This is a genomic window from Luteitalea sp., assembly GCF_022842525.1.
Lineage (GTDB): Bacteria > Acidobacteriota > Vicinamibacteria > Vicinamibacterales > Vicinamibacteraceae > Luteitalea.
In genome coordinates, this window is sequence record NZ_JALHPM010000028.1 from 24,859 (window position 1) to 51,033 (window position 26,175).

At 70.3% G+C, this 26,175-nt stretch carries 15 protein-coding genes; 9 read left to right on the forward strand and 6 right to left on the reverse strand.

Annotated features, from left to right (window positions below):
* The first annotated feature begins 88 nt into the window (after window positions 1-88).
* Both Q0C41_RS08155 and Q0C41_RS08160 read left to right on the forward strand, forming a co-directional pair.
* A complete protein-coding gene (locus Q0C41_RS08155; protein ID WP_291982674.1) occupies window positions 89-3,286 on the forward strand; it encodes a hypothetical protein in 3,198 nt (1,065 codons plus the stop codon).
* 31 nt (window positions 3,287-3,317) lie between these two features.
* The gene (locus tag Q0C41_RS08160; RefSeq protein WP_291982676.1) at window positions 3,318-3,833 is read left to right on the forward strand and encodes a PEP-CTERM sorting domain-containing protein; all 516 of its coding nucleotides are present in this window, start codon (window positions 3,318-3,320) and stop codon (window positions 3,831-3,833) included.
* A gap of 55 nt (window positions 3,834-3,888) precedes the next feature.
* Here the strand turns inward: Q0C41_RS08160 and Q0C41_RS08165 are convergent, their stop codons facing one another.
* Window positions 3,889-4,971, reverse strand: coding sequence for a PAS domain-containing methyl-accepting chemotaxis protein (locus Q0C41_RS08165; protein WP_291982678.1), 1,083 nt, complete (start codon window positions 4,969-4,971; stop codon window positions 3,889-3,891).
* 218 nt (window positions 4,972-5,189) lie between these two features.
* Here Q0C41_RS08165 and Q0C41_RS08170 point away from each other — a divergent pair, with 218 nt between their 5' ends.
* Window positions 5,190-6,464 carry a TIM barrel protein gene (locus tag Q0C41_RS08170; protein WP_291982681.1) on the forward strand — a complete coding sequence of 425 codons (1,275 nt, stop codon included), beginning with the start codon at window positions 5,190-5,192 and terminating at the stop codon, window positions 6,462-6,464.
* 27 nt (window positions 6,465-6,491) lie between these two features.
* On the opposite strand, the gene Q0C41_RS08175 is transcribed toward Q0C41_RS08170, so the two are convergent.
* Both Q0C41_RS08175 and Q0C41_RS08180 read right to left on the reverse strand, forming a co-directional pair.
* A complete protein-coding gene (locus Q0C41_RS08175) occupies window positions 6,492-10,310 on the reverse strand; it encodes an ATP-binding protein (RefSeq protein WP_291982683.1) in 3,819 nt (1,272 codons plus the stop codon).
* Between the two features lie 66 nt (window positions 10,311-10,376).
* The gene (locus Q0C41_RS08180; protein ID WP_291982685.1) at window positions 10,377-11,075 is read right to left on the reverse strand and encodes a BON domain-containing protein; all 699 of its coding nucleotides are present in this window, start codon (window positions 11,073-11,075) and stop codon (window positions 10,377-10,379) included.
* Between the two features lie 348 nt (window positions 11,076-11,423).
* Between Q0C41_RS08180 and Q0C41_RS08185 the strand changes: the two genes are divergently transcribed.
* The 3 genes from Q0C41_RS08185 to Q0C41_RS08195 all read left to right on the forward strand — a co-directional run bounded on the left by Q0C41_RS08185 (window position 11,424) and on the right by Q0C41_RS08195 (window position 15,897).
* A complete protein-coding gene (locus tag Q0C41_RS08185; RefSeq protein ID WP_291982686.1) occupies window positions 11,424-12,029 on the forward strand; it encodes a response regulator in 606 nt (201 codons plus the stop codon).
* A 100-nt stretch (window positions 12,030-12,129) separates the two neighbouring features.
* Window positions 12,130-15,213 (forward strand): two-component regulator propeller domain-containing protein, encoded by a 3,084-nt coding sequence (locus tag Q0C41_RS08190; protein ID WP_291982688.1) that lies wholly within the window; start codon window positions 12,130-12,132, stop codon window positions 15,211-15,213.
* Between the two features lie 153 nt (window positions 15,214-15,366).
* Entirely contained in the window at window positions 15,367-15,897 is a 531-nt protein-coding gene (locus Q0C41_RS08195) for a CHRD domain-containing protein (protein WP_291982690.1), read from the forward strand.
* Between the two features lie 63 nt (window positions 15,898-15,960).
* On the opposite strand, the gene Q0C41_RS08200 is transcribed toward Q0C41_RS08195, so the two are convergent.
* Window positions 15,961-17,091: a DUF6544 family protein gene (locus Q0C41_RS08200; RefSeq protein ID WP_291982693.1), complete on the reverse strand. Its 1,131-nt coding sequence runs from the start codon at window positions 17,089-17,091 to the stop codon at window positions 15,961-15,963.
* A 185-nt stretch (window positions 17,092-17,276) separates the two neighbouring features.
* Here Q0C41_RS08200 and Q0C41_RS08205 point away from each other — a divergent pair, with 185 nt between their 5' ends.
* On the forward strand, window positions 17,277-19,274 hold the full coding sequence (locus Q0C41_RS08205) for a VCBS repeat-containing protein (RefSeq protein ID WP_291982695.1): 1,998 nt from the start codon (window positions 17,277-17,279) through the stop codon (window positions 19,272-19,274).
* Between the two features lie 31 nt (window positions 19,275-19,305).
* Here Q0C41_RS08205 and Q0C41_RS08210 read toward each other — a convergent pair whose 3' ends face one another.
* Together Q0C41_RS08210 and Q0C41_RS08215 are read right to left on the reverse strand one after the other, a co-directional pair.
* Window positions 19,306-20,544 (reverse strand): M14 family zinc carboxypeptidase, encoded by a 1,239-nt coding sequence (locus Q0C41_RS08210; RefSeq protein WP_291982696.1) that lies wholly within the window; start codon window positions 20,542-20,544, stop codon window positions 19,306-19,308.
* A 64-nt stretch (window positions 20,545-20,608) separates the two neighbouring features.
* A complete protein-coding gene (locus Q0C41_RS08215) occupies window positions 20,609-21,265 on the reverse strand; it encodes a trans-aconitate 2-methyltransferase (protein WP_291982698.1) in 657 nt (218 codons plus the stop codon).
* Window positions 21,266-21,441: 176 nt separating this feature from the next.
* On the opposite strand from Q0C41_RS08215, the gene Q0C41_RS08220 reads away from it, so the two are divergent.
* Both Q0C41_RS08220 and Q0C41_RS08225 read left to right on the forward strand, forming a co-directional pair.
* Window positions 21,442-24,771, forward strand: coding sequence for a carboxypeptidase-like regulatory domain-containing protein (locus Q0C41_RS08220; RefSeq protein ID WP_291982700.1), 3,330 nt, complete (start codon window positions 21,442-21,444; stop codon window positions 24,769-24,771).
* A gap of 204 nt (window positions 24,772-24,975) precedes the next feature.
* Entirely contained in the window at window positions 24,976-26,121 is a 1,146-nt protein-coding gene (locus Q0C41_RS08225) for a hypothetical protein (RefSeq protein WP_291982702.1), read from the forward strand.
* Window positions 26,122-26,175: the final 54 nt, after the last annotated feature.

The window sequence follows — 26,175 nt, forward strand, 5'->3', positions numbered from 1 at the left end:
GGCCCATCACCTGCGATGACGCGACCGGCGCGGTGCACATGGACGTGCGCCGGCCACTCCCGAAGGCCTGTCAAGGAGTACTTCACCGATGCGGCGAGTCCCCAGCCTGCTCTCTCTCGCGCGCGCCCCACTGGCGCGCCTGTTCACGGCGCTGCTGCCCGCGCTCCTGCTCGGCGGCACCGCCGCCGCCCAGACGGCCTCGCTGACGGCTCCGGGTGTGCCCTACACCCAGACCTTCGACACCCTCGCGAGCTCGGCGACGAGCAGCGTGGTGCCGCCGGGCTGGGCGTTGCTCGAGTCGGGGACGAACGCCAACGGGGTGTACACCGCCGGCACTGGCAGCGGTAACGCGGGCGACACCTACAGCTTCGGCGCGGCGGGGGCCTCCGAGCGCGCCCTGGGCGGCCTGCAGAGTGGCGCCCTCGTGCCGCTCTTCGGCGCGGCCTTCACCAACGACACCGGCGTCACCATCACCGCGATCACCGTCGCCTACACGGGGGAGCAGTGGCGCCTCGGGACGACGGCGCGCACCGATCGGCTCGACTTCCAGTACAGCGTCAGCGCCTCCTCGCTGAACAGTGGCACCTGGACCGACGTCGACGCCCTCGACTTCACCACGTTGGATACCGGGGCCGTCGGCGCCAGGGACGGCAACGCCCCCGGCACCCGCGCCCTGATCGGCTCGACCATCACCGGTCTCGACATTCCGGCCGGCGCGACGTTCTGGATCCGGTGGACGGACTTCAACGCCAGCGGTGCCGACGACGGCCTCGCCGTCGACGACTTCTCGCTGACGCCGAATCCGTCGGGCCCGATCCAGCCCGGCCTCGCCATCACCGATGTGACGCAGGCCGAGGGCAATGCCGGAACGTCGGTGTTCACCTTCACCGTCAGCCTGGCCTCTCCGGCTGGCCCTGGTGGGGTGACCTTCGACATCGCGACGGCCGACAACACCGCCACGACCGCCAGCGGTGACTATGTCGCCCGCGCACTCGTCGGGCAGGCCATCGCGGCCGGCGAGTCGACCTACTCCTTCGCCGTCGACGTGATCGGCGATGCGTCACCCGAGCCCACCGAGACCTTCTTCGTCAACGTCACCGACGTCGTCGGCGCCATCGTCAGCGATGGCCAGGGCGTGGGCACGATCAGCAACGACGACGTCCTGATCACCCAGATCAACCAGATTCAGGGCACGGGCACCGTCTCGCCCCTGGCTGGGCAGACCGTGACGACGCGCGGCATCGTGACGGGGGTGAGGACCAACGCCTTCTTCATCCAGTCCCCGGCCGCCGACGACGACGGCGATCCCTCGTCGTCCGAAGGGCTGCTGGTGTTCACGGGAAACACCGTCCCGGCGGCCGTCGCCGACGGCAACCTCGTGCTCGTGACGGGCACCGTGACCGAGTTCGTGTCCAGCACCGCGGCACCGGGCACGCCCACGGTCACGGAGATCGTGTCGCCGACGGTGACGCTGCTGGCAGCCGCACAGCCCTTGCCGACGCCAGTGTCCCTGTCGCCGTCCGACGTGATGACCTTCACGGGGCCGGAGCGCTTCGAGGGCATGCTCGTCACCGTCCCCTCGCTGACGGTGGTCGCACCGACCGGCGGGAACATCTCCGAAGCCAACGCCACCTCCACCAGCAACGGACTCTTCACGGCCGTGATCACGGGCAAGGCGCGGCCCTTCCGCGAACCGGGCCTGGCCGTGTACGCGCCGCTGCCCGTCGGCGCACCGGCCAACATCCCCCGGTTCGACACCAATCCGGAGCGCATCGCCGTCGACACCGACGCCCTCGTCGGCGGGGTGGCCCTCAACGTCGCCACCGGCGCCGTCGTCACGGGTGTCGCCGGCCCCCTCGACTCGGTCGCGGGCACCTGGACGATTCTCAACCGGGCGGCAGGGGTGATGGCGACGGCGGGCCTGGGACTGACGACCGTGCCGACGCCGAGTGCGGGGGAGGTCACGGTGGGGTCGCTGAACTTCGAGCGGTTCTTCGACACGGTGAACGCCCCTGGCGTGAGCGACGTGGTCCTGACCGCCGCGGCGTTGGCCCGGCGTCTCTCGAAGGCCTCGCTGACCGTGCGCGAGGTCCTCCGTTCGCCGGACATCCTGGCGACGGTCGAGATCGAGAACCTCGATGCCCTCCAGGCGCTCGCGGCGCGCATCAACGACGACACCGTGAACGCGGGTGGCGTCAACCCGGGCTACACCGCCTTCCTCGTCGAGGGCAACGACGTCGGCGGCATCGACGTCGGCTTCCTGGTCAAGACGATGACCACGCAGGTGGCCAGCGTGACCCAGATCGGCGCCGCCGACACCTACGTGGATCCGAACACCGGCCTGGACGCCCTGCTCAACGATCGTCCGCCGCTGGTCCTCGAGGCGGTGGTGACGCCGGCCGGAGGCGCGCCGTTCCCGATCACGGTGGTGGCCAACCATCTGCGGTCCCTCAACGGCATCGACGACCCGACGCCCTCGGGCACGGGCACGGCGGGTGGCCGGGTGCGCGCCAAGCGGAAGGCGCAGGCCGAGTGGCTGGCCGGCTGGATCCAGGCGCGGCAGCTGGCGGCGCCGACCGAGCGCCTCCTGCTCGTCGGCGACTTCAATGCGTTCGAATTCAGTGACGGGTATGTCGATGTGATCGGGACCATCGCGGGCACGCCGGCGGCCGCCGACACGGTGGTCCTGCCGACGGCCGATCTGGTGACGCCCGACCTGATCAATCTCGTGACCTGGGTGCCGCCGACGCAGCGCTACTCGTACGTCTTCGAGGGCAGTGCCCAGGTGCTGGACCACGGCCTCATCACACAGAACCTGAGCCGGCTCGTCAGCCGCGTCACCTTCTCGCGCAGCAACGTCGACCAGCCCGAGTCGCTGCGCGGCGACGACACCACGCCGGCGCGCCTGTCCGACCACGACGGCATGGTCGTCGGCTTCGCGGCCGGCACCCCGGCCGTGCAGGTCAGCGTCGCCGGGGTGACCACGTCGGGCACTTCCGTCACCGTGACGCTGCGCCTCCGCAATGCCGGCACTGGCAACCTCTTCGATCTCGCCATCGGCAAGGTGACCGCGAGAGCCGTCACGGGCGCGGGGGCCATCGTCCTGACCTCGGCGCTGCCGCTGCCGGTGGCACCGGTCCTCGGGCCGGGCCAGGCGGCCACCACCACCCTGACCTTCACCGTGCCGGCGAGCGTGACGCGCTTCGCCCTCGTCGAGTCCGGCACCTATGCCAATGCGGACGGCCGGTCGCTGAAGTTCTCGGGCACGCAGAGCGTGACCAGGTAACAGAACCCTTTCCTTCGATTCCGGAGCAGACGTGACCTTCAAGACCCGATTCGTGGTGGCGCTGGCCACCGCCCTGTGCGCCATCCTGCTGCCCGTGGCCGCGGCCGACGCGGCCATCATCACCTTCTCGCCTGACCCGCTGCAGGGGCCGGCGGGATCCTCGCGCGACGTCTTCATCACCGTGGCCAACGACAGCGGCGTCACGGCGTACCTGGCTGACCTGACCGTCAATCAGGACGACGTCACGGTCGGCGACTTCGACGCCTCGTCGGTCGACTTCGATGCCTTCGTCGTCGGCTTCCCCGATCCGGGCCCGACGAGCTACCGCATCGGCACGTACCAGTTCGCGGCGGGTGCCGCCGTCGGCAGTGTCGATGTGCTGACCATCCTGTACACGCTGGTCTTCGAGAATCAGTCGATGCTGGAGGGCCGCGCGACGCTGTCGGCGACGGTCGTCGACCGCACGCCCGTGCCGGAGCCCACCACCGTGGGGCTCGTCGCGCTCGGGCTCATGGGTGTGGTGAGCGCACGGCGCCGACGCCGATAGGCGTCGGCCAGGAGGGACAGGGGGCGCGCCAGGCTGGGCGCCCCCTGGTGATCCACTAGGCCCGGTAGCCTGACACGAGGGCGGTCAGGTCCGCGGCCATGCCCGACAGCCCGACGGCAGCCTCGCGGGCCTCGTGCGCGCCGCTCGTCGTGCTGTGAGCGGCCTGCGCCACGCCGGTGATGTTGCGCGCGATCTCCTCGCTGCCCCGCGCGGCCTCGACGACGTTGCGCCCGATCTCGTTGGTCGTCGCGGTCTGTTCCTCGACGGCACTGGCGATGGTCGCGGAGATGTCGTTGACCTTGCCGATCTCGACGCTGCTCTCACCCAGCTTGTGAATCGAGACGCTGGTGGTCTCGGTGACCTTGACCGCCTGGGTCGCCACGCGCGCCGCGTCGTTGGCGTTCTTGGCGATCTCGCGGATGCTCGCGCCCATCTCCTCGGTGCCCGTGGCCACCGTCTGGACGTTGCGGCTGACCTGCTCGGCGGCCGCCGCGACGACGCCGGCCTGCGCCGACGTCTGCTCGGCGTTGGCGCCCATCACCTCGCTGATGCTGCTCAGTTGCCCCGATGAGGACGACAGCACCTGCGCGTTGCGGTCGATCTCGGCGAGCAGCGTGGCGAGGCGCTGGCCCTGTTCGATGCGCGCGGTGATGTCGGAGGCGAACTTCACGACCTTGAATGGCCGTCCGTTCATGTCGAGGATCGGGTTGTAGGAGGCCTGGATCCAGATCTCCCGGCCGCCCTTGCCGAAGCGCTTGTACTCGGCGGCCTGGAACTGGCCGGCGGCCAGGGCGTCCCAGAACCGGCGGTACGCGTCGGACCGTACCTCGGCCGCGTCCACGAACATCCGGTGATGCTTGCCCTGCACGTCCGGGAGCGCGTAGCCCATCGCCGCGAGGAAGTTGTCGTTGGCGGACACGATGGTCCCGTCCGGCTCGAACTCGATGACGGCCTGGCTGCGATCCAGCGCCATCAGCCGGGCTTCGAGGTCGGCGAGGCGGCTGGTCATGAGTTCCCCGGCCTCCGCGAGGCTGCTGGCATCGAGACTGGGCGTGGCAATCGCATTTGTGGCGTCTGTGGTTCTCCCCGGGAAATCCGGCCTGATCGGCGTGAGTCGTCGCGTGTCGTGGCAGCGCATCGGTGCGGGGGACGGGCGCCAGTGGCCACTCGGCAGAGCTCGATGGAACATGAGGCGAAAGCCGTCGCCGATGTCCCGGACGCGATACAGTTGGCCCTTCAGCGGCGTAGTTGAGGGGCAGGCGCGCGCCAGCGGCGGGCGCGACTTTCGCCCCCGCGCGAGACAATCGGCGCGGGGTGAGGCCGACCGGGCAGTTCCCAGTGACGAGGACGACACACGTGGCACACGGACAGGGCAACGACAGCGGCGTAGGACGGCGAGACTTCTTCAAGGCGACGGCCGGGGCAGCGGCAGGGGCCGTGGTGCTGTCCACCCAGGACGCGGCACGAGCTCAGGAGGCGGCGCAGAAGGCGGCGCTCGAGCGCATCGCCAGCAACTCGTGGCCGATTCGCCCGCTGTTCAAGCAGCGCGCGATGCCACCGCGGCCCGCCGGCGCACCGGCGGGTGCCGCGCCACAGAGCCGCGAGCAGGCGGCCCAGGCGGCCCAGGCCGAGATCGAGGCCAACCCGAACGCGGCCAAGGCCCTCTCGGTGGCGCGCGCGGCCACGGCTGCCAGAGCGAGCCTGCCCAACGCGGCGGAGATGAAGAAGAAGTACGGCGAGCTGACGATGCTCGACTTCCCGCAGTTCACGAAGGACACGTTCCCCGGCGTGACGCGGATGGACCTGTTCTCGGGCTTCTTCGGCGACGTGACCAACGACGCGATGTTCTTCCCGGCCGGGGCCAACGGCCGTCCGGGCGGCTTCGACCCGATGAGCCCGGCCGGACGCCAGTGGCTCGACGAGCTGGCCAACACCTGCGTCAAGACGGGCACCTACGTCCAGCACATCTCCAACAACGCGCCGTCGGGGCTGGCCGACTATGGCTCGCCCGAGGCCGACGCGCGGCGTCGCGCCGGGGTCGATCTCGCCAAGCGCTGGCTGGAGGGCTGCCGCGTCCTCGGCGTCAAGTCGATGCGGATGAACTCGCCGCAGGCCCTCGGGCCGAGCATCCGGCCCAACGCGGTGCCGCGTGGCCCCGGCGACGGCTACCCGCGCAACATCGACCTCATTCCGCTGCTGGAGGCCGCCATCGAGTCGCACCGGGAGATGGCGGACTTCGGCGGCAAGATGGGCATCAAGGTGACCATCGAGAACCACTGGGGGCTGGCGGCCGACCCGATGAACATCCGCACGATCATCGACGAGGTCAATCACCCCTACTGCGAGGCCTCACCCGACTTCGGCAACTGGGAGCACGAGTACCACCTCGTGAACGGCCTCAAGGCCCTGGCCCCCTACGCGCACACCAACGTGCACGCGAAGTTCTGGGACCGGTGGGGCGATCGCAACAACGTGCAGCGCTCGGTGCGGATCATGCTCGCCTCCGGGTACCGCGGCACGTTCGCCCTCGAGTACGAGCAGGGCCCGCACGACGGTGTCGAAGGCGCGAAGTACCTCTACACGGAAGTGCTCGCGGCGCTCACGACGCCCATTCCCGTCGTCGGCGAGTAGGGCGGTCGGAGCCGGGGGGGACGGGCCTCACGCCTGACTCCCCTGCTCCAGCAGCGCCACCAGCCGATCGACGTCGATCGGCTTGACGAGATGCTCGGCGAATCCGGACGCGAGCGATCGCGCCCGGTCGGTGTCCTGCCCGTAGCCGGTCACGGCGAAGAGGCGCACGTCGCGCAGGCGCGGGTGTTCCGAGAAACGACGGGCCAGCTCGTACCCGTCCATCACTGGCAGGCCGAGGTCCAGCAACGCCACGTCCGGCGGTACGGCCTCAGCCGCGGCAATCGCGGACGGGCCGTCGTGGACGGCGACGGTCTCGTGCCCCACCGCCGACAGCCACTCGGCCAGCAACCCGGCCGCGTCGACGTTGTCGTCCACCACCAGCACCCGCAGCCCCGACGACGGCACCGCGTCCCCCGCCGGCCCCTCGGCGACGACCGCCGTGGCCACGTCGTCGGACGCGTGCGGCAGTGTCACGACGAACTCGGCGCCCTGGCCCCGCCCCGCGCTCCTCGCCACGACGTGCCCCCCGTGCAGCTGCACCAGGCTGCGCACGATCGTCAGCCCGAGGCCCAGCCCGCCCTGCGATCGCGCCAGCGACTGACGTTCCTGCACGAACAGGTCGAAGATCGTCGGTAGCATGTCGGCATCGATGCCGACGCCGCTGTCACGGACGGCGAGGACGATCTCGTCGCCGCGGTGGTGGGCCTCGACATGGATGCGCCCGCCCGGCTCGGTGTACTTGGCGGCATTGGTGAGCAGGTTGGCCACGACCTGCGCCAATCGCTCCAGATCGCCAAGGACCGGCAGGCCATCGCGCGGCACGTCGACGGTCAGTTCGTGCTGATGCTGGTCGAGCAGCGGGCTGGACATCTCGATGCCTCTGGCCACGATGGCCGAGGTCTCGACGACGACGCGCCGCAGGTGCAGCTTGCCGCGGGTGATGCGGGAGACGTCGAGCAGGTCGTCCACCAGCGCCACCAGATGCGCCACCTGCCGCTCGATGATCTGTCGTTCACGCAGCGCCGCGTCCACCCCGCGCAGGCGCATCAGATCGAGCGCGGTCCGGATGGGGGCCAGCGGATTGCGCAGTTCGTGCCCGAGCATCGCGAGGAACTCGTCCTTGGCGCGCGAGGCACTCTCGGCGGCCTCGCGCAGCCGACGCATCTCCTCGCGGGCGACGACCTGGCTCGTGACGTCGGTCGCGATCACCAGCATGCCGTCGACCTCGCCGTCGGCCGTCAGGAGCGGGGTGTAGACGAAGTTGAGGTACGTCAGGTCGTCGTCGCGGCCGCTGGCCGTCCTGAAGCGCGCCGGCACCTCGTTGCCCACGTGCGGATGCCCCGACGCGTACACCTCGTCGAGCAGCGTCTGCCAGCGCCCCTCGCGCAGTTCCGGCAGCGCGTCGAACAGTGGTCGTCCGATCACCTCTTCGTGCCCACGGCGCCAGATGGCACACGCGAGCCCGTTGGCGAGCTCGATGCGGTAGGACCGCCCGCGCAGCACGGCGATGGCCACCGGCGCCTGCATGAACAGCGAGTAGAGATGGGTCTTCTGGAGTTCGGCCTCACGGCGGGCCGCCTGCTCGCGCGCCAGCAGGTCGGCGCGCTCACGGGCGGCCCGTGCCAGCGCCATCTGCGCGTTGACCCGCGCCACCAGCTCACGGCTCGAAAACGGCTTGACGACATAGTCGTCCGCGCCGGACTCGATGCCTTCGATGCGTGCCTCCTCGCCGGCGCGCGCCGAGAGCACGACGACGGGGATGGCGCAGGTGGCGGGGTCCGATCGCAGGGCGCGCAGGAGTCCGAAGCCGTCGACCCCGGGCATCATCACGTCGGTCAGCACGAGGTCGGGCCTGACGCGTGCGATGGCCTCGAGGGCGCGCTGGCCATCGACCACCGTCTCGACGGTCCAGTAGCGGCCGAGCAACCGCGCCAGGTAGTCACGCATGTCGGCGTTGTCGTCGGCCACCAGCACCCGCCCGGGCGCCGTCGTCAGGTCGTCGCCGAGCGATGAGGCGGGGCCGCTGTCGAACGTGGGGGCCGTGTCTCCGTCCGCATCCGGAATCCAGCGCAGGGCCTCGATGACATGGGCGTTCGGGCCGGCGGGGGCACGAGGCCCGACATCCGCGCGTACGGCGTCCTGCGGCAGGTGCATGCGCCCCTTGCGCACCGTCGCGATGACCCGCGTGCCGTGCCCGGGGGCGCTTGCCACGGTGCAGTCGCCGCCGTGCAGCCGCGCCAGCTCCTGCACCAGCGCCAGTCCGATGCCCGACCCCTCGTGCGTGCGCGCCCGCACCCCTTCGACGCGACGGAAGCGCTCGAACAGCAGCGGCAGGTCGACCTCCGCGATGCCGACCCCGGTGTCCGCGACGGTCAGCGCGACGTGGTCGCCGCTGTCGTCGAGCCGCACCGTGATCCTGCCCTCGAAGGTGAACTTGAGAGCGTTGGACAGGAGGTTGAAGACGATCTTCTCCCACATGTCACGATCGACGTACACGTCGCCCTCGATCGGCGCGCAGTGCACGTCGTAGCCGAGGCCGGCCCGCTCGAACGCCGACCGGAAGGCGCTCGCGAGGTCCGAGGTGTACTGGCCCAGGTCGGTGCGCGCGTAGGCCGCCTGCATGCGGCCCGACTCGAGGCGCGAGAAGTCGAGCAGGGCGTTGACGAGCTTGAGCAGCCGGAGCTGGTTGCGATGGACGGTCAGCAGGTCCTCGCCGGTGAGGGCGCCCGAGATCGAGGCCAGGGCATCCTCGGTCGGCCCGAGCATGAGGGTCAGCGGCGTGCGGAACTCGTGGCTGACGTTGGAGAAGAACACCGTCTTGGCCCGGTCGATGGCCACCAGGGACTCGGCACGACTGCGCTCGGTCTGGTACGCCGTCGCCGAGGCCAGCGTCGACGACAGGATCGCGGCGGCACGCGCTGCGAACTGGCGATACTCCTCGTCCACCGCACGGCGGGGACTCGCCCCGATGACCAGGACGCCGGCCTCCCCCTCGACGCTGCCCGTCCGCAGTGGCGCCAGCAGCGCGTCCTGCACGGCCTCGGGCCAGGGGTGGCCCACCGTGACGGCGCCGAATCGCGTCGACAGATTCCCGACGTGCACCACCTGTCCGCCCGTGAGGGCCTGACCGATCGGCCACGTCGTGGCGTCGTCGAGCGCCATGATCGCCGGGGCGAGCGGACTGCCGTCCGCCAGGCCCGCGGCCGCCACCAGGTGTGCGGTGCCGCCACCGGCATCGAGGTAGACCAGGCAGAAGGGCGCGTCGTCGCCATCCGACGTGAGCACGTGCGCCGCCGACGCGCACGCGGCCGCAGGCGTCCGGACCTGGCCGGTCTCCTCGCCGAGCCGCTGCAGCAGGCGCGTGCGCCGCTCGCTGACGACGCGGTAGGTCGTCTCGATCACGGCATTGAAGATGCCGTCCACGCGGCCGCCTTCGCCGCGGATGCCGGTGAAGGTGTAGTTGAAGTAGCACTCCTCGGTGTAGCCGTGCCGATGCATCGGCAACAGCGCGTCCTCGAGGTACGTGGGGTCACCGGTCCGGAGGACGTGCGCGAAGCGCGGACCGATGTCGCTCCACAGCTCGGGCCAGACCTCAGCCGCGGGACGGCCGAGCGCCCACGGGTGCTTGGTGCCCGCGATGGGACTCCAGGCGTCGTTGTACAGCAGGATGAGCGAGGGGCCCCAGTAGATGGCGATGGGGAGCGCCGACCCCGTGCAGATGCTCAGGGCCGACCGCAGGCTCTGCGGCCAGGACACGACGGGGCCGATCGGGGTGCGCGACCAGTCGAAGTCTCGCATCCGCGCGGCCATCTCGCTGCGACCGACGAACGGATCAGGAGCGTTCACAGGTGCCGCTGGGCGCGAATCTGACGCGGGGAGAGGGGCCGCATGACGCGGCCCCTCCCCTGCGGTCTACTTGCGAGCCGTGACCTTCAGGTTGTTGCGCACCGACTTGACGCCCTCGATGCCCCTGGCCACCTCGGCAGCGCGGTCCGAGCCGGCCTGCGACGCCACGGTGCCCTTCAGGGTCACCACGGCCGCATTGACGTCGACGTCGATGTCGCTGCCTTCGAGCGCATCCTCGTCGATGAAGTCGGCGTAGACCTTCGAGGTCAGCCAGCCGTCACTCACCGCCCGACCCGCCCCGCGCGCCGCGTCCTTCGTCTCGCGCGCGCCTTCACGCGCGGCCGCACCCGTCGCCGCCACGGCGTCGTCGTCCCGCTCACGCGCCACGCGCAGGCGGTTGGTGACGCTCTTCACGCCGTCGGTCGCCTTGGCGATGGCCACCGCGCGGTCGCGGCCGGCCAGACTGGCGACCGTGCCCGTGAGCGTGACGACGCCCTTGCGCGTCGTGACGTCGATGTCGCTGTCCTCGAGCGCGTCCTCGGGGATGAATTGCGAGTGGATCTTCATCGTCACCCACGAGTCGGTGACGGCGTTGCCGGTGTCGCGGGCGGCGTCACGGGTGTCCTGCTTGACCTCGCGGCCGGCTTCACGGGCCTTGTCGGTCGTCGTCTGCTGGGCTGCCTGCGCGAACGCGGCCGTGGCCAGGACGAGCGCCGTGGCACCGAGGCCCAGGCTGATGCGGTGGATGTATGACGTCATCTTCATGTCTCCCTGTGCGGACCAGTCCCTGCCTCCGGGCAAGGGGCCGCGCACAACGAGGTCATGGGGTGCGAAACGTGTGCCCTGTCCACACGCGCGGTCTTTGCTCGGAAATACCTGCAACAGGCGGCGATCCGGCGCCGCGCCGGCCTGCCTGCCCCATGCACAGCTGTCGTGGAACACAACAGGGATCGGTCTGTCTCAGCTGCACGGACGGCAGGCGTCCCGTGGTGATGCCGATTGCCCCGCTGAGCCTGGGGCGGCTCCGCTGGAGGCAGTACTGTGAGCCGTGCGTGGGCAGCGCCTGCGCGCGGAGCTCGAGAACGTCACGCGCAGCCTGCGCAGCAGCTGCGGATGGCGCGCGACGCGGGCCCTCCCATACGCATCGGCGTCGTCGACCTCCGCATGCCCGGCATGGATGGCGCGGCTCTGGCGCAGGCCGTGCAGGCCGATACGGCGCTGCGCGACGTGCAGCTGATCTGCATGCACACGGTCGGACGCCATCGCGTGGGCGTCGAGAGCGACGACAGCCACTTCGTCGCCGAGCTGACCAAGCCCGTGCGCCGCGTGGACCTCGCGAAGGCCCTCGAGCGCGCCGTGACGGCGTGCCCGGCCGACGCCCCGCCGCTGCCTGCCGCGGTCCCCGCCGCCCCGCCAGAGACGGCGTCGGCGCCCGTCGGGCCGCACCAGGGGCTGCGTGTGCTGCTGGCCGAAGACAATCCCGTGAACCAGCGCGTGGCGGTGGGCATCCTGCGCAAACTGGGCATCGTGCCGACCGTCGTCGAGGACGGCGCCGAGGCGCTCGCTCGGCTCGATCGCGATGTGTTCGACCTCGTGTTCATGGATGTGCAGATGCCGGAACTCGATGGCTTCGCCGCGACGCGGGAGCTGCGCCGACGGTCGGTGCCGGGGCTGAATCGCGCGGTGCCCGTCGTCGCGATGACGGCCGCGCGGTCCTGACGCGGCCCACGCCGCTTTCCGCTTCGCATTCGCCCGCCGGTTTCCTAGGATCGCTACGGCTCACGCCGTGTCGATACCCACGCCTCCCAGGATTCCGTCCGTGGCCCTGCCCCCTCGCCGATGGCTCCGCCTCGTCGTCGTCCTCTGGGCGATGACGGCCGGCCCTGCCGTCGCCGACCAGCAGTTCCTCGACTATCGCGTCGCGCGGTGGACGACGGCCGAGGGGCTGCCGCAGAACACCATCAACGACATCGTGGCGCTGCCCAATGGTGAGCTCTGGCTCGCCACGTTCGGCGGCCTGGCCCGCTTCGATGGCGCACGCTTCGAGGTGATGGACATCGCCCGCGAGCCGGGCCTGGCGTCCAATCGCATCACGTCGATGGTCGCCGACGGCCCCGATGCGGCGTGGTTCGTCACGCAGGAAGGCCACCTCGGGCATCTCGAGGCGGGACGGGTGCGAACGATCCTCGTCCCGGCGACCCCGATGCCCGACGCCATCGGCCTGGTCGTGGCCAGGGGCCGCTTCTACTGCCAGACCGCGCAGGGCGACATCTGGACGAGCGACGGCACCGCGCCCTGGCGGCTGCTGGTGCGCGTGCCGCCGGCCGGGCCGGGCAGCGTCGACGCCCTCGCCAACACGCGGGTCGGCCAGGGCTGGGCCTCCTTCGGTGGCGCCCTGGTGCCCCTCACGCCGGAGGCCGGCGCGGTCGCCCGGCGGCTGCCCCTGGAGACCCAGGGCATCACCGGCGGCACCGGGAGGGACCTCTGGGTCGGCCTGGCGCGCGGCGTGGGCCATGTGACGGACCAGGGGTTCACGGTGCTCGACATCCGCCCTGCCCTGCAGGAGGCCACCAACGTCATCCTCCACGTCAGCGATCGCGAGTTGTGGGTGGGCGGTGGCGGCACCGTGTCGCGCCTCACGGCCGAGCGCGACGGCTCATGGGCACGGCACGACCTGCCCCTCGATCTGCCGGCGGGGCTGTTCATTCGCGCGCTCGCCATCGACGCCGACGGCACCGTGTGGATTGGCACGAACGGCCGAGGCCTCTATCGCGCCAATCGCCAACCGACACGCCTGTTCGGCCGGGAGGCCGGCCTCGAGGCGATCGCCGCCCTCGCCACCGACGGGGGGAACGGCGCGTGGGTCTCCGGCACGTGCACTGGCGTGTACCACATCGACGAGGACGGCACGGTCGAGACGATCCACGGCGAGTCGTCTCCGGTCGCCGCGGAGCCGGGGTCCTGCGAGCACGGCTTTGCGGCGGCCGAGGATGGCGCGCTGTGGGTCCGCTGGCGCGCGCATGTCTACCGCGTGCAGCGCACGGCCCCCCACGTCCGCCGCTGGCCCGTGACGCTCCCCGCCGAACTCGGCCCCGTCGTGCCGGCACCCGACGGCACCTTGTGGATCGTGTCGCGCAACGGCGACGTCCGACGGGTCTCCGCCACCGACGTCCTGGAGCAACTGACGCTGCCGGCCCCGCTCATCTCGGCGGTCCTCGGTCCCGACGGCTCCCTGTGGGTCGGGGGCAGCGGAGAGGTGTTCCAGATCGCCGCCGGCAAAGGCGAGGTACGACGCCTCGGCGCCAGAGAGGGGCTCCCGCGGGGCTCGGTCCGTGACGTGCTGGCCGACGCCGACGGCACGTTGTGGATCGCGACCTACGGCGGCGGCCTGGGTCGCCTGCGCAACGGTCGCATCACCACGCTGACCGTCGATGCGGGCCTGCCCGACAACTCCATCTCCCGCGTGCTGGACGATGGGCGGGGGCGACTGTGGCTGAGCAGCAATCGCGGCATCGCCGTCATCGACCGCAGCGATGTGGATCGGATCGCGGCGGGGACGCACCGTGCCCTCATGCCGGTGGTGCTCGGCGCGGAGCGCGGCGTGCCCGAAGCGAACTTCGGCCTGCCCGCCGGCTTCGCCGATGCGCAGGGCCGTCTCTGGTTCGGCACCATCGACGGCGTGGTGCGTATCGACGCCAGCCGGTTCCCGTTCAACGCCCGGCCACCCGTCGTGCGTGTGGACGCCGTGCGGGCCGACGACGTCGCGCTCCCGCTCGGCTCCAGAGTGGAGGTGCCCGCCGGCACCGCCCGGGTGCGCTTCACGTTCGGGGCGGCCGCGCTGCTGTTCCCGGAGCGGACGCGCTTCCGTGTCCGCATCGAGGGCCTCGATCGCGACTGGGTCGATGTGGGCGCGCAGCGGTCCGCCACCTTCACGCCAGCCGGCCCGGGACAGTACCGCTTCCTGCTTCAGGCCAGAAACGAGGATGGCATCTGGAACACCACGCCCGCCGTCGTCGCCCTCGAGGTCCTGCCGACGTGGTGGCAGACGACGGCGGCCCGCGTGGCCGGCCTCGCCGGTCTGATCCTGCTGACGTCCGGGCTCTATCGCCAGCGCGTCAGCGTCCTGGAGCGGCGACACGCCGAGCGCGTCCGGGCCCTCGAGGACCGTCGCGGCGCCGAGGAGCAGGCCACGGCGCTGCGCACGCAGCTCCAGCACGTGTCGCGGGTGGCGCTGGCGGGGGAACTGGCCGCCAGCCTCGCCCACGAGGTCAATCAGCCGCTGACGGCCATCGTCGCCAACGCGGAGGCCGGCCAACACCTGCTCGGCACCGGCGCGTCGGGACACGACGAGGTGGCCGAGATGCTCAACGACATCGTGGTCCAGGGCCTGCGCGCCTCCGAAGTCATCGGCGGCCTGCGCGAGTTCCTCCGGGACGGCCATCCAGCCCCGGCGCCCGTCAACCTCACACAGCTCGTGCACGAGATGCTGCCGCTGGTGCGGCGCGAGTTCGAGGAGCACGCCGTGCAGACGTCACTGCGGCTGGACGAGACGCTCCCGACCGTCGAGGGACGACGGGTGCAACTCGGGCAGATCCTGGTGAACCTGCTGCTCAATGCGTGCGAAGCGCTGGAGCGCCAGGACGGCCCCCGCCTGGTGACCGTGACGACACGGGCCCGCGAGGACCGCGTCGAGCTGACCGTCAGCGACAACGGGCCCGGGCTGTCGCCCTCCGTTGCCGACCGGGTCTTCGAGCCCTTCGTGTCCAGCAAGCCGCAGGGCATGGGCATGGGCCTGGCGATTTGTCGATCCATCGCCGAGTCGCACCGCGGACGGCTGGTCGCGGAGCCGGCGGTCGCTGGGGGGCTGTCGATGACCTTGTCGCTGCCTGCAACGCGCCCCTGAACCCTCACGGCCCGCCTCCTCGTCCAAGCAGAAGGCTGCCCGCCAAAACCTGTTGCAGTTCCGTGGCGCACCTGCGCCTGCCGGAGGTCCATCCTCATGCCGTTTCCGACGTCTTTCTCGCGTGGTCTGGTTGCAGCCACTCTCGCGACCGCCTTGTCATTCGTCTCCACACCCGCCAGCGCCGCCGTGATCCGGTTCGTGACCACCTTCGGTCCCGAAGCGGCGCTGGCCACCGGTTCTGGCAGCGCAAGGGCGCTGTTCGACACCACGATGCAGACCCTCGCGCTGGAAGCCACGTTCTCGGGGTTGAGTGGGATGACGACCGTGGCCCATATCCACTGCTGCACGGCGGTGGCCGGCACCGGCACGATTGGCGTGGCGGTCACTCCCGGGACGTTGCCGGGCTTCCCGGTGGGCGTGACCAGCGGCACGTACGCCCGCATCCTCGATCTCACCGACCCGCTCACCTACACGGCCGGGTTCCGCGGCACCTCGACGCCCGCCGAGGCCTCGGCGCGTCTGCTGGCCGGAATGCTGAGCGGCAATGCGTACTTCAACATCCACTCGTCGACCTTCGGCGGCGGCGAGATTCGTGGCTTCCTGCAGGTGCCAGAACCAGGCGTGATGGCGATGCTGGGCGTCGCCCTCGCCGGCGCCGCCCTGCGTCGTCGCCGACACCAGTAGGGATGGATGAGGGCAGCGGGCCACCGGCCTCTGCCCTCGGTCGTCCCCCCCGGGCGACGTCGGTCAGCGCACGTTGTACGCGACGTCGTCGATGGTGAGTTCGAGGTAGGCCCACGAGCGGCCGGCCTCGTGCCACCGGGCCTCGCCCACCGACGCGAGCCGCATCGCCCCGAACGCACGCACGGTCCCCACCGGCGTCGACCATCGTCGGCGCGTCATCGTCGCGCCATCGGCGGATGCCGCGGCGCGATCCTCCGACACGAAGTCCACCAGGGCCCCGTCGGCCGCAAAGACGAGATCGGCCGTGATGCGGCGCCCAAGGTGCGTGAAGTACGCCCGCACCGTGGTGCGGGTCGCATCGTCGGACGCGACGGGCTCGGGCTCCCACGTGATGCGCGGATCGACGAGCGCCCCTGGCGCCATGATCGCGAGGTCGTTGAGCAGGGTCACCGTTTCGCTCGTGGTCATCTCGTCACCAGCGACGCTGACCAGTGGCAGGACCGCCGCGGCCTTGATGACCATCGACGCCGGTGCCCCCATGAAGCGGTGGTAGCCCTGGATGGGTAACATGGCGCGCGTTGCCGTCAGGTAGAAGAGCCGCGCCGGCACAGGGCCGAAGGTGTTGTGCTGCTCGGCGACGAAGGGCATCCAGGGCGCGTCGGGAGCGCTGCGGATACGTCCGTGCATGCGCGCCGCCATCGTCCTGACCCGCGGCTGCCCCACGGCACCGGCCGTACGCAGATACCGCTGGACCGGCCCGGGCAACGCCTCGAGATCCGCGTCGGTGATCGCACGCGCGTCGTCGGGCACAGCCCCCAGCGCGGCCACGACATCGCGGTCGTAGGCGGCGCGCAGGCTGGTGGGGCCGTACGTCAACGCGCCGAAGACGATGCCGACGCACACGACGATGTTGGCCACGGCGCCGGCCCTGGCATCCACCCAGGACGGCAGGATGACGACGGTGGAGACGACCACCGCCAGCGCGGCGACGATCCACCACACGCGCGGGCAGGCGTAGATGGCGATGGCCGCCGCCACGAAGAGGCACGCCGCCACCTGCCACGCGACGCCCATGGCCGGCGAAATGGGGACGGTGAGGCCGGGCAGCGCCGCGTAGCCGAAGGCCCTGGCGAAGCCCATGATGTGGATGAGGCCGTGGAACACGAGGAAGGCAGCGAAGGCCAGCGTCAGCACGGTGTGGACACCCGGTCACGCTGACATGCAAGGGTCCCGCCGCGGCCGACCCCGCACGATCGCCCGCATCCCGGCCTCTCGGGACGGTGCGAGGGAGCCGGCACTGCGGGATTTTTCCCAGCGTGCGGTGACAGGGGTCGCTCCAGGACTTTCCAATCCCCCCACGGCACCGCTAAGGTGTGCGGATGCGCCAACGGTGGATCGCGAGTGCCTTGCTCGTGCTGGTCGGCTCCGGTCTCGCGGCCCAGGAACGGCAGTTGGTGCCGCTCGCCTACAACGACCCCGCACTGGTGGTGGACCTGGGGGTCGGCCTGTGGGCCTGGCCACTCCCGTGGGACGTCGATCGCGATGGCGATGTCGACCTGCTCGTCTCGTGCCCAGACAAGCCGTCCAACGGCGTGTGGCTGTTCGAGAACCGGAGTGGCCCGGGGGTCGAGATGCCGGTCTTCGCGCCCGGCCGTCGGCTGGGCCCGACGCAGCACTATGTGACGCCGTCCTACGTCGACGGCAGGATGCGGGTGTTGCGCACCAACACCGAGTGGACCGAGGCCACCCGGTCGGGTCTGGTGCCCGGCAGCGAGATCACGTTGCCGCTGCCGCCCACGGCCCACACGGCGCTCATCGGGACGCAGCCGAAGGGCCAGCGCATCCGCCACAACGTCTGGAAGTACGTCGACATCGATGGCGACGGCGCCCTCGACATCGTCCAGGCCGCCGAGGACTGGTCGGACTACGGCTGGGACGACGGCTACGACGCCGACGGACGATGGATGCACGGTCCGCTGCATGGCGTGATCTACGTGCTGCGCAACGAAGGCACCACCGCCGTGCCGCGATACGGACCGGCGCAACCGCTGATGGCGGGAGGAACGCGACTCGACCAGCCGCTCGGCAATCCGGTGCCGAATTTCGAGGACTTCGACGGCGACGGCGATCTCGATCTGCTGACCGGCGAGTTCCTCGATGCGTTCACGTACTACGAGAACGTCGGCACGCGCACCGCCCCGCGCTATGCCGCGGGGCGCCCGGTGCCGAGTGCCACCGGGGCGCGCCTCCGCATGGATCTCGAGATGGTCGTGCCGGTGGCCTTCGACTGGAACCGCGACGGGCACATGGACCTCATCGTCGGCGACGAAGACGGACGCGTCGCGTACGTGACGCACACCGGTCGGGTCGATGCGACGCGCACGCCGATCTTCGAGGCGCCGCGCTACTTCCGGCAACAGGCCGACACGCTGAAGTCGGGTGCGCTCGCCACACCGAAGACGTTCGACTGGGACGGCGATGGCGACCTCGACATCCTCAGCGGCAACACGGCCGGCTACGTCGAGTTCTTCGAGAACCTGTCGGGTCGCGGTGTGGGGTCGCCACGATGGGCGGCCCCACGTCGGCTGGAGGTGGACGGCCGTCCGTTTCGCATCATGGCGGGCCCCAACGGGTCGATTCAGGGGCCGGTGGAAGCCAAGTGGGGCTACACCACCTTCAGCGTCGCCGACTGGGATGTCGATGGCCGTCCGGATCTGGTGCTGAACTCCATCCTCGGCGAGGTGGTGTGGCTGCGCAACGTCGGCACGCGCACGGCGCCGGCCCTCGCCACGCCAGCGCCGGTCGAGGTCGAGTGGGTCGGCGCACCGCCGAGGCTCGCCTGGGGCTGGAAGGTCCCCTCAGGAAAGCGACTGCTGACGCAATGGCGAACGACCCCGGTCGTGCACGACGTGACGGGAGACGGCCTGCCCGATCTCGCGATGCTCGACACCGAGGGCTACCTGGCGCTGTTCGAACGCACGTCGACGGTGACGGCCGCACCGACAGGCGCCGCTACGCTGCGCCTGCGCGCACCACGGCGGGCCTTCGTCGACGAGTCGGGCGCGCCGCTGCGCCTGAACGACCGCACGGCAGGGGGCAGCGGGCGGCGCAAGCTCGAGTTCGCGGACTGGGACGGTGACGGACGGTTCGACATCCTCGTCAACTCGTCCAACGCCAACCTGCTGCTGCAGGTCGGCCAGCGCGACGGCCAGTGGGTCTTCCGCGACGCCGGCCCGCTGGCGACACGCAACATCGAAGGTCACGACGTCAGCCCGGCGACCGTGGACTTCGACGACGACGGGGTACCCGACTTCCTGGGTGGGGCCGAGGACGGCCGCTTCTACCACCTGAAGCAGACCAGGGCCTCGAAGAAGTAACGCGGGACGCACGCCGAGCGGCACGCCCTGCTCACGGCGTCAGGCGGGTCCCCGCGTAGTGGGCGCCGAGCGCCTGCATGATCGCGGCGCCGGAGGCCTCGTTGAGCTGGCGCGTCTGCAGTACCGCGCCGCCCTCGCACAGCACGGCTGTGATGCCGAACTGCGCATGTGGGCCATCTGTCCACGTGGTGTTGCCGTACTGCCCGACCTTCGCCAGCGTCACCGCCTCGATCAGGCCGAGCCGATCGGCGCGGGCCAGGGCCGTGCGAAAGGTCGTCCAGTCACCCCGTGCCCCCCTGAGTTCCGGTCCGGGAATGATCTGGGGCTCGACGATGCCCGACCAGGTGTGGATGGCCCAGATGGTGGTGACCGGTGTGTCGGACGCCATCAGGCGCTCGAGGTCGCGCTGCCACAGGAAGGCTTCGTGCGCCTGTGTCGCCTGGTCGGCGCCAGCGGGGCGGTAGCTGCGGTTCATGTCCACGCCCTGCTGGTTGACGCGATACCAGCCGTGCGCCGGCGCATCGGGGCTCATCATCAGGACCACGTGGACCACCTGCCGCTGACGCACGTCGGCGCCCGCCTCGCTCAGCAGCCAGTCCACCAGGCCGACCAACCGCCACTGCGAGTTGTGCTCGCCCGGATGCTGGTTGGCGAAGTAGTGCGCCCAGCGGCGAGCCTTCGGGTGGGGGCCGTCCTTCGCCGTGATCTCGAGGCGTACCAGATCGCGCCCCTGCAGCGATTTGCCCACGACGTGCACCGAGACGTCGGGGTGGGCGCGCCACCGGTCGATCAGCGCCAGCGCATCGACGTCCCACGACAGCGGCGTCTGCGTCCCGATCCACACCTGATCGCCGGTGAACGGCGGAAACGTCAGGGTGTCGGCGCGTGGCGAGGCCAGGTACCCCTGGGCCCAGGCCACCGGATGCCAGTGCACGCCATCGTACGAGAACGACTGGTGGTACTCGTTGAACGCGTAATCGGTACCTTGCGGGAACTCGACGTCGAGGCGCAGGGCGTGGCCACGGGCATGGCGCAGGATCCGCAGGTTCAGCTTGTTGGGCCACCCCGGCTGGTTCGGGGCCGCGCCGAGGCGGACACGAAAGTGGTCGGGGCCCACCGCCGCGATCGTGGCGCCCTGCGAGCCGAGGGGGCCGTCGACACTGAAGTCGGCCACCGACAGGGGCGACGCGCCCTGCGCGAGCGTCGTCGCGGCGGCAACCGCGGGGGTGGCCAGGGCGAGCGGGAGGGAGAGGATCTGCCGACGGTCCATGCGCGAGAGCATACGGCACGGGGCGCCCGGTTCCCGGCTTCCGGTTCCCGGTTCCCGACTCCCGTTACTTCTTCGTGTAGATGACGAAGTACCGGTCGGTGTAGAGCGAGAAGGCCTCGCTGCGCACGAGCCCGGCCAGCGTGGCCCACTCGTCGACCTGCGCCTGCGAGACGACGAGGTCCGGTGCGTTCTTGTGGGGTGTGCCGTCAGCGGTGTAGTCGATGATGGCGAGCCGACCGCCGCGCTTGATCTGCCCGGCCAGCGTCTGGAGATAGGCCGGCCGGTCCTGGACGTGGTGCAGCACGTCGTTCATCACGGCCAGATCGACGGGGACCGGAAGCTTCGGGTCGGTGAACGACCCGAGGACGGTCCGCACATTGGGCAGACGGGACGACTGCGCCCGCTGCTCGATGTGGGTCAGCAGGGCCGGGTCGATGTCGGAGGCATAGACGGTGCCCCGCGGCCCGGTGGCCAGCGCCAGCGGACCGGTGAGCACACCCGACCCCGCCCCCACGTCGGCCACCACCATCTCGCGCTGCACACCGAGTCTGGCCATCAGATCGGGCACGCGCATGGCCTCGAGACGTTCGACCGAGTCCAGCATCGGAATCCATCGTTCGGCAGGCTGCACGCCGAGCTGGGCGAAGGCGGGCGAGGCCATGGCGAGCACACCGCCGATGAGGACGAGGAGGCGGGACGCGGACGGAAGACGAGTGAGCACGGCCGCATCGTATCGCACCAGCCACCGGCCATCCCGCCACAGTTTGACCCACGAAGGGACACCGTGATATCTCCCGGTGCCATCGGAAGAATCGACCAGGCCCGGTCGCCCCTTGTGGCTCCTGTGAGGGGTGCGAGCGGGCCGAGTGGGCTGCTCTGACTGGAGGTCAGATGTTCATGCGCTCACTCCTCGGGCAACGCTGTGGCGTGCCCGCCCTGGTGTCCGGCCTGGCCGTGCTTGCCGCGGCCCTGCTCCTGGCGCCGCCGCCCGTTCGGGCACAGGCGGTCACCGGCACCATTCTCGGCACCGTCACCGACAACAGCGGTGGCGTGATGCCCGGCGTCACCGTCACGGTCACGCAGATCGACACGGGCCGCACCCGCACGTACGTCACCGACACCAACGGCGAGTACACTGCGCCCTCGGTGCCGACGGGCACATACAAGGTCAGCGTCGAGTTGCCGGGCTTCAAGACGGTGCTGCTCGAGGGCATCACCGTCAGCGTGGACCAGCGCGTGCGCGTCGACGCGAAGCTCGAAGTCGGCAACATGGCCGAGACCGTCGAGATCGTGGCCCAGACGCCGCTGGTGCAGCCCAACAGCTCCGATCTGTCGACGACGGTGGAGGAGGAGCAGATCAAGGCGTTGCCGCTCAACGGGCGCAACTTCGTCAGCCTGACCCGGACGATTCCCGGCGTGATGCGCGGCATCCCCGGCTCCAACATCGACGGCGCGGGCTCGCTGGCCTGGCGAGCCTCGGCGGCCTTCTCGGCCAACGGGCAGCGGCCGCGCGACAACAACTACATGCTCGACGGCGTGGACAACAACGAGACGTGGCTGCAGACGGTGGTCATCTTCCCGAGCCCGGATGCCATCGACGAGTTCAAGCTGCAGACCAGCACATATTCGGCCGAGTTCGGCCGCTCGCTCGGCGGCGTGGTCAACCTGCAGATCAAGTCGGGCAGCAACCAGTACCGTGGCAGCGCCTTCGAGTTCCACCGCAACGACGCCTTCGACGCCAACAACTTCTTCAACAACCGCGCCGGCCGTCCCAAGCCGGACTTCATGCAGAACCAGTTCGGCGGCACCCTCGGCGGCAAGATCATCAAGGACCGCACGTTCTTCTTCGCCGACTACCAGGGCCTGCGCATCAAGGCCGGTCAGACGTACCTGTCGACGGTGCCCTCGGAGCGGATGCGCCAGGGCGACTTCTCCGAGGTCAACCGTGTCATCTACGACCCGCTGACCGGCCAGCCGTTCCCGGGCAACGTGATCCCGGCCAACCGCTTCGACCCGGCCTCGGCGCAGATCATGCAGCGGTACTTCCCGGCCCCGAACACCGCGGGCAGTCGCGCGGCGACCGGGCAGCCGATCAACAACTTCCTGATCAACCCGGAGCTGACGCGCAACGACGACCAGTTCGACGTCAAGGTCGATCACGTGCTGACGCAGGCCAACCGCTTCTTCGGCCGCTACAGCTACCAGAAGACCGTGCGCGACCTGCCGGCGACCATCCCCACCGTCGGTGATGCCGGCGCGACGTTCGGGGCGGGCAACGGCGACATCAAGGCGCAGAGTTTCGCCTTCAACGACACGCACACGTTCGGCAGTTCCTGGCTGAACGAGGCGCGCTTCGGCTGGAACTCGATCAAGTTCTTCATGACGCCGATCGCGTACGGCACCAACCCGGCGGCCGCCGTCGGCATCCCGGGCATCAACATCAACGAGGTGACCTCGGCGATGACGCAGCTGGGGTTCCAGACGGTGCGCAACCTCGGCGCCAACGGCAACCAGCCGCTCATCACCAACCAGAACGACTTCCAGTTCTTCGACAACGTGACCTGGCTGAAGGGCCGGCACACGGTGAAGGTCGGCGGCAGCCTGACGCTCCGATCACGCGAGATCCTCAACGCCGACTCCATCGTCGGCAACTTCTCGTTCACCAACAACCAGACGTCCAACTGCGCCGGCCTGGCGACCGGGTGCACCATCAACGCGGCCACCGGCTACGACGTCGCGAGCTTCCTGCTCGGCTTCGCCACCACCAAGACCCGCAACCTGTTCGACGCCAACACCTACACCGAGCAGCGCCCCGAGTGGGCCGCCTACGTGCACGACGACTGGCGTGTCAGCAACCGCCTCACGCTGAACCTCGGCCTGCGCTACGACGTCTTCGTACCGTGGATCGAGATCGACGACCGCCAGTCGAACTTCGACCCCTCGACCGGCCGGTTCGTCGTCGCCTCGCCAGACGCCGTCATCGCCGGCGTCGACGTGGGACGCCACCTCCAGACCTACTCGAAGACCAACTTCGCGCCGCGTCTCGGCTTCGCGTACGACCTGTCGGGCAACGCGCGCACCGTCATTCGCGGTGGCTTCGGCGTGTTCTGGAACTTCACGCCCGGCGGCACGTCCTCGTCCAAGGCGCAGAACCCGCCGTTCCTGCAGTCCACCGCCCTCAACACGTCGGCCGGCGCCACCACGCTGCGCGTGTCGGACGGCCTGCCGCCTCCTCCGGGCGTCGACCCGAACCGCCCGGCTACCGGCACCACACGGTCGATCTTCGACATCAACTTCCGTGACGGCTACGCGCGCAACTGGAACCTGAACATCCAGCAGCAGCTCGGCACCAACTACATGATCGAGCTGGCGTACGTCGGATCGCAGGGCCGCAACATGCTGCTCAAGGGCGACCCGAACCAGGCGCCGCCCGTGGTCGGCATCACCAACCCCAACGTCAACCGCCCCTACTTCGGGGTGTCGCCGGGGCTGCTCAGCATCGGGCAGGTGCAGAGCACCGGCACGCTCGACTATCACGGCTTCTTCGTCAAGGTGCAGCGCCGCTTCGCCGACAACTTCTCGGTGCTCAACTCGTACACGTGGAACAAGGCGATCGACCTGAACTCCGACAACGACGGCGGCGTGACGCTGACCAACGTCTACGACCCGCAGTACAACCGCGGTCCCTCCGACTACGACGTCACCCACACGTTGAGTTCGAGCTGGGTGTACGAGCTGCCCTTCGCGCGCGGCCGGTGGTTCGGCGGCTGGCAGACGAGCGGCATCCTCTACCTGCGCTCGGGGCTCCCCTTCACCGTCACGCAGACGCAGGGGGTCCAGTCGACCGGCACCGGCAACCGCCCGAACCGCGTCGCCGACGGCGCCATCGACAACCCGACGATCGAGAAGTGGTTCGACACGGCGGCCTTCCGCTCGCCGGCCGACACCACGGGCACCTACGGCGACTCCGGCCGCAACATCCTGCGCGGACCTGGCCAGTTCAACATCGACTTCTCGCTGATCAAGAACACCCGGTTCGGCCGCTTCAACACCGAGCTCAGGTTCGAGGCGTTCAACCTGCTGAACAACCCGCAGTTCGCCCAGCCGAACGGCAACCTCGGCAACCCGCTGTTCGGCCAGATCACTGCGATGCTGCCCAACCCGTCGTGCGCCCTCTGCGGCACGACCGAACGCAACATCCAGATCGCGATGAAGGTCAGCTTCTGAGACCCCTGCGAGGACGGAGGACCGAGGAGGGAGGACGGGGGTAGGACGGAGGGCAGAGGGTAGAGGGTAGGGGAAGAAGGAAGAAGGAAGAAGGAAGGGTAAAGGGGGAAGAGGAGGGCGGGGACGGGAGCCTCCGCCCTTTTCTTGTGCCCGCAATATCAACCGGGCCGGGGGAGGCCCTCTCTGTCCGACGGCACGACCTCCGTGCCCCGTCGCCTCCTGGCCACCGGCCTCCGCCTGTCGTCCCTCGCGCTGGCCGCGCTGCTCGCCCCGGCGGCGGCGCAGGCGCAATCGGCCATCATCTGCGGCTCGCTCGGCAACTTCGACATCTCCAACGACACCGGACAGGTGCGCCATGGCTTCGAGGTCGAGGCCGACGGCATCGCCCCGACCCAGGTGGTGGGCTCCTTCTCGAGCAATCGCTACGGCTCCCCGAGTGTGGTCGCGACGCCGACAGGCACCCGCGTGACGTGGCTCAGCCCCCGCACCAGCGACGGGTCGTGGGCCACCAGGACGCTGCCGCACTCGGTGCCGTGGTTCCCGGGCCAGTGCTACCAGTGGACGCCAGGCACCTGCGAGAACAGCGGCTGCGAGCACTTCGACACCTCCACCATCGCGGGCAACCGTCGGCGCAAGCGCCACGGCAGCGACATCGCGCCGACCACCCGCGCCGTCGTCCGGCGCATCGAGATGTGGCGCGACACGGGCCAGTACGATCCGGTCACGCATGAGGCCCTCTGCGCCGACCTCACGTGCACCGCGCCCGCCGATGGCGAGATCGGCGAACTGCTCAGCGTGCAGATGACGGCCGCCAACGTGCAGCCCGATGCGCTGACGGTGACCACGCCGGCCAATGGCCGCGTGGAGTCCCTCGACCGGGTGATTTCGTGCGGCAGCCAGTGCGTGGCGCCCTACGAGGCGGGCACGCTGGTCACCCTGACGGCTTCGCCGGACAGCGGGTACCTCTTCAGCGGCTGGACCGGCGGCTGCTCGGGCACCGACGCGACCTGCAACGTGACCATCAACGGCGCCGTGACGGTGGCCGCCCGCTTCACGGCACAGTCGACCGGTGGCGGTGGCGGCGGCACGGGCGGCGGCACCACGGGCACGACGCTGTCGGTCAAGGTGTCCGGCAAGGGCACCGTGAAGAGCACGCCGGCCGGGATCACCTGCGGCAAGAGCTGCAACGCGAGCGTGCCGTCGGGCACCGCGATGACGCTGACGGCCACCCCAGCCAACGGCTTCGCCTTCCAGGGCTGGCTCGGTGCCTGCGCGGCCGCCGGCACCAACCGCACCTGCGCCTTGACGATCACCACCAACAGCAGCGTCCAGGCGGTGTTCAAGAAGTAACCACGGGCCCGGGGGGCAGGGCGCCCTGCTCCCCCGGCCGCCCCGTCCCCATTG

Coding starts and splice junctions, on each gene's coding strand:
- Q0C41_RS08155 (WP_291982674.1), top strand. CDS start 89: ATGCGGCGAGTCCCCAGCCTGCTCTCTCTCGCGCGCGCCCCACTGGCG.
- Q0C41_RS08165 (WP_291982678.1), bottom strand. CDS start 4,971: ATGCGCTGCCACGACACGCGACGACTCACGCCGATCAGGCCGGATTTC.
- Q0C41_RS08180 (WP_291982685.1), bottom strand. CDS start 11,075: ATGAAGATGACGTCATACATCCACCGCATCAGCCTGGGCCTCGGTGCC.
- Q0C41_RS08185 (WP_291982686.1), top strand. CDS start 11,424: ATGGCGCGCGACGCGGGCCCTCCCATACGCATCGGCGTCGTCGACCTC.
- Q0C41_RS08205 (WP_291982695.1), top strand. CDS start 17,277: ATGCGCCAACGGTGGATCGCGAGTGCCTTGCTCGTGCTGGTCGGCTCC.
- Q0C41_RS08210 (WP_291982696.1), bottom strand. CDS start 20,544: ATGGACCGTCGGCAGATCCTCTCCCTCCCGCTCGCCCTGGCCACCCCC.
- Q0C41_RS08220 (WP_291982700.1), top strand. CDS start 21,442: ATGCGCTCACTCCTCGGGCAACGCTGTGGCGTGCCCGCCCTGGTGTCC.